The 3825-nt window shown below is 69.3% G+C and carries 3 protein-coding genes and 2 pseudogenes; 4 read left to right on the top strand and 1 reads right to left on the bottom strand.

Going from position 1 to position 3825, the window contains the following annotated elements; genetic code table 11:
* The 4 genes and pseudogenes from VF665_RS03350 to VF665_RS03335 form a co-directional block, all read left to right on the top strand.
* A pseudogene (locus VF665_RS03350) lies at positions 1-322 on the top strand (hypothetical protein); the annotation flags it as partial.
* Positions 323-725: 403 nt separating this feature from the next.
* On the top strand, positions 726-1097 hold the full coding sequence (locus tag VF665_RS03345) for a type IV pilin protein (protein WP_331051987.1): 372 nt from the start codon (positions 726-728) through the stop codon (positions 1095-1097).
* A gap of 110 nt (positions 1098-1207) precedes the next feature.
* Positions 1208-1579, top strand: coding sequence for a prepilin-type N-terminal cleavage/methylation domain-containing protein (locus tag VF665_RS03340; protein WP_331051986.1), 372 nt, complete (start codon positions 1208-1210; stop codon positions 1577-1579).
* Between the two features lie 226 nt (positions 1580-1805).
* A complete protein-coding gene (locus VF665_RS03335) occupies positions 1806-2951 on the top strand; it encodes a hypothetical protein (RefSeq protein ID WP_331051985.1) in 1146 nt (381 codons plus the stop codon).
* Between the two features lie 87 nt (positions 2952-3038).
* On the opposite strand, the pseudogene VF665_RS03330 reads toward VF665_RS03335, so the two are convergent.
* A pseudogene (locus VF665_RS03330) lies at positions 3039-3825 on the bottom strand (carboxypeptidase M32); the annotation flags it as partial.

Genomic DNA, 3825 nt, shown 5'->3' with positions numbered 1-3825 from the left:
CGTGGTGGTCATCATCGGCATTCTGGCCGCGATCGCGATCCCCAAGTTCAACAGCGTCTCCAAGAACGCCAAGCAGGCGGAAGCCGGCCCGGTGCTCAAGCAGATCTGCAGCCTGCAGGGCACGTACTTCCAGGAGAACGGTTCGTACGCCGCCAATATCACCGCCCTGACCGGCTTTGACGACCCGAACGCGAAGTACTTCACGTTCACCGTCACCGGCGGCACCACCTCGGTCGCCACCGCCTCGCCCAACACGCTGGGCACCTCGAGCGGCCTGGTTGCGGCGACCCGCAACTGCGTCACCGGCGCGGTCACGCCGTAATCATCGCCTTACGGCGGTCTGAAACCGGGGGCCGGGCGTTTGCCCGGCCCCCGGTTTCGTTCTGGGTCCTGCGTGCCGATCCGCCGTCGCGGCGCTCCCGTGCAGCATCCTGAAAGACGCCTTCGCAGGGCGGCTACTGCGTTCCGCATCGAAGGAAAGGGACGGGAAAACCGGCGCCAGACGCGTCCGCCTCGTCCAGCATGCCGCCCGCGTTTTGCCCGGAACGTTGCAGATCGTCGACGTTTGCGGGCTCCGGAACGCGGACGATGTTTTCCGTAAACAGCCCTCCCGCAACGGGTTGGCCCCGAACAGGGCGCATGGCCCATCCGTTGCCCTAAGTGATTGCGTGACCAGCACATCGGTGCTGCGAACCGCGAGACCCCTCCCAGCTGGAGCAGTACCGATGCGCAATCTCCGCAACAACAAGGGTTTCACCCTGATCGAACTGATGATCGTCGTCGTCATCATCGGCATTCTGGCCGCGATCGCGATCCCCAAGTTCAACAGCGTCTCCAAGAACGCCAAGCAGGCCGAAGCCGGCCCGGTGCTCAAGCAGATCTGCAGCCTGCAGGGCACGTACTACCAGGAGACGGGCTCCTATGCCGCGGACATCAACACCCTGACCGGCTTTGACGACCCGAACGCGAAGTACTTCACGTTCACCGTCACCGGCGGCACCACCTCGGTGGCCACCGCGTCGCCCAACACGCTCGGCACGTCCAGCGGCCTGGTGGCCGCGACCCGCAACTGCGTCACCGGCGCCGTAACGCCGTAACCGCACCGCGACTTGCGGGCCGGGGACCGGGTGAACGCCCGGCCCCCGGTCCGTTTCCGGGCACCACGTGCATCTCGCTGTCCTCAATCCATTCAGCCGAAGTACCCACCATGACCTGCAAGCGCGGCTTCACCCTCATTGAGCTGATGATCGTCGTGGTCATCATCGGCATTCTGGCCGCGCTCGCGGTTCCCCGCTTCAACCAGGTGACCAAGCGCAGCAAGGAGGCCGAGGCGCCCCCGATTCTGCGGCAGCTTTCCACGCTGCAGGAGCGCCATCGGCAGTCCGAGGGCGAGTACGCGACCACGGTGGCGGACCTGGAAGGCGGCGCGTCCAACTACGCCGACGGCAAGTACTACGGCTACCAGCTCACCGGCGGCGGCTCCAGCTACGTGGCGTGCGCGGTTCCGCTGGACCCCGCGCTGGGGCTGCAGTCGTTCCGCGTGGATGCGCTGGGCTCGGTGAGCGCGGGATCGTGCTGAGCGCCGCGCCCGGCTCTCGTGCCGGGTGACGAACGGCCTCCGGTTCCCGGTTCATCCTGTACGACCGGCTGATTGCGCGGCCCGCCCTCCATCGCGAGGGCGGGCCGCTTCCCTTTGTGGACCAGGTGCGCCGGCAATGTTGATCCGCCGCACGGGCCGCGGTATCTTGCGCCCCGTTGCACCCGGGGCCGCGGCCCCGCCTTCCCGCACCCAGGACCGCTCCGCCATGAACACCCGTCGACTTTCCGGCCTGCTGCTGGCCGCCGCGTCCCTCTGCTCCGTTCCCGCCGGGGCCGTGCACGCGCAGCGCCCCGCGGCCGCGGGTGTGCCGGGCACCCTTCGCGTGGGCCAGTCGGTAAGCGGCACGCTGAGCGAGGGCACGCCGTCCATGACGGAGCGCGGGCGCTTTCGCGTCTACTCGTTCCAGGGCGTGCCGGGGCGCCGCTACGTGGTCACCATGCAAGCCACCAGCTTTGACCCGTACGTGAGCCTGGTGCGCACGGTGAGCGGCGTGTCGGACTACATGGCCTCCGACGACGACAGCGGCGGCGGCACCAACGCCCGCCTGCGCTTCCAGGTGCCCGCGGCCGGCTCGTACATGATCGTGGCGCAGTCGCTTACGCTGGACGGTCTGGGCACCTTCACGCTGCGGCTGGATTCCGTGGCGCGGCGCCCGCTGGCCATCGGCGCGCTGCGGGTGGGGCAGACGCTGCAGGCGCAGCTGACCGACTCCGATCCGGAATTCGACAACCTGCCGGGCCACTACGACGTGTACCGCGTGCGGGGGCAGGCCGGGCAGCGCGTGCGGCTGCGGATGGAGATGGCGGAAAACGTTCCCAACCTGATGATCGGCCGCCTGGAGAACGGGCAGTTCGCGGCGGATGAGGACGCCACGCAGGGCGAGCAGATCAACGCCGTCATTCCCGACAGCGGCGCGTTCTACGTGCAGGCCGGCGCCATGGGCGGCGAGTTGGGCGCGTACACGGTGTCGGTGATGGAGCGCGCCACGCCGCGCCCCTCGCGGGTGCAGCCCATCCGCCGGGGTGAAACGGTGGAAGGCGAGCTGTCGGACGACGATGCCGAGAACGAGGCCGACGAGCGGCTGTACGACGCGTTCGGCTACGTGGGCCGGGCGGGCGAGCGGGTGCGCATCGAGCTTTCGTCGGAGGAGTTCGACACCTACATCGCCCTGGGTCAGATGGTGAACGGCGAGTTCCGCGAGATCGCCGCCAACGACGACGCGGAGGACGAGGAGGGCACGGACTCGGTGCTGGAGACGGAGCTTCCGTCCGACGGCCGCTACGTCATCCGGGTCACCAGCTTTACGGGCGGCGCCACGGGCGCGTACCGTCTGCGCGTGTCCGCGCCCTGATCGTCATCCATCGCAAACAAGAACGCCCCGCCCGGAGTTCCGGGCGGGGCGTTCTTCATCCCTCCCTCCACCAGAAAGGCCCGCCGCTCAGGAGGGGGCGTAGACGGAGCGCAGCTTGCCGCCCAGGTACTGCAGCAGCGGGGCGGGGGAAAGGGGGCGGCCCGTGGCGCGCTGGCACAGCTCGGGGGCGGTGTAGCGCCGGCCGTGGGCGTGCACGTTCTCGCGCAGCCACCCCAGCAGCGCGCCGAACTCGCCCCGGCGCACCTGGCCGTCCAGGCCCGGAAGCGCGGCGTGGATGGCTTCCCACAGCTGCGCCGCGTACAGGTTTCCCAGGGTGTAGGTGGGAAAGTAGCCCACGGCGCCCATGGACCAGTGGATGTCCTGCATGCAGCCGCGGGCGTCGTCGGGCACGGTGAGCCCCAGGTCCGACCGGATGCGCTCGTTCCACGCGCCGGGCAGGTCGCGCACGGCCAGGTCGCCCCGCAGCATGGCGCGCTCCAGGTCAAAGCGCAGCATGATGTGCAGGTTGTACGTCGCCTCGTCGCTCTCGATGCGGATCAGGTTGGGCTCCACGCGGTTCAGCCCGCGGTACACCGTGCGCGGCGTGAGGCCGGCCAGCGCGCCGGAGCCGGCCTGCGCCTGCACTTCGGGGAGCGCCCACTCCCAGAACGGCAGGCCGCGCCCCACGAAGTTCTCCCACATGCGCGACTGGCTTTCGTGAATGCCCATGCTGGCCGCCTCGGCCAGGGGCTGCCCGAATCGCTCCGCCTTGGGAAGGCCCTGCTCGTACAGCCCGTGCCCCACCTCGTGCATGGTGGAGTGCAGCGCGCTCAGAAACTGGCCCGCGTCGTAGCGCGTGGTGAGGCGCGTGTCG

The sequence above is a fragment of the Longimicrobium sp. genome (genome assembly GCF_036387355.1).
GTDB lineage: Bacteria > Gemmatimonadota > Gemmatimonadetes > Longimicrobiales > Longimicrobiaceae > Longimicrobium.
This window is presented reverse-complemented; position numbering and strand designations above follow the sequence as displayed.

Coding starts and splice junctions, on each gene's coding strand:
- VF665_RS03340 (WP_331051986.1), top strand. CDS start 1,208: ATGACCTGCAAGCGCGGCTTCACCCTCATTGAGCTGATGATCGTCGTG.
- VF665_RS03335 (WP_331051985.1), top strand. CDS start 1,806: ATGAACACCCGTCGACTTTCCGGCCTGCTGCTGGCCGCCGCGTCCCTC.
- VF665_RS03345 (WP_331051987.1), top strand. CDS start 726: ATGCGCAATCTCCGCAACAACAAGGGTTTCACCCTGATCGAACTGATG.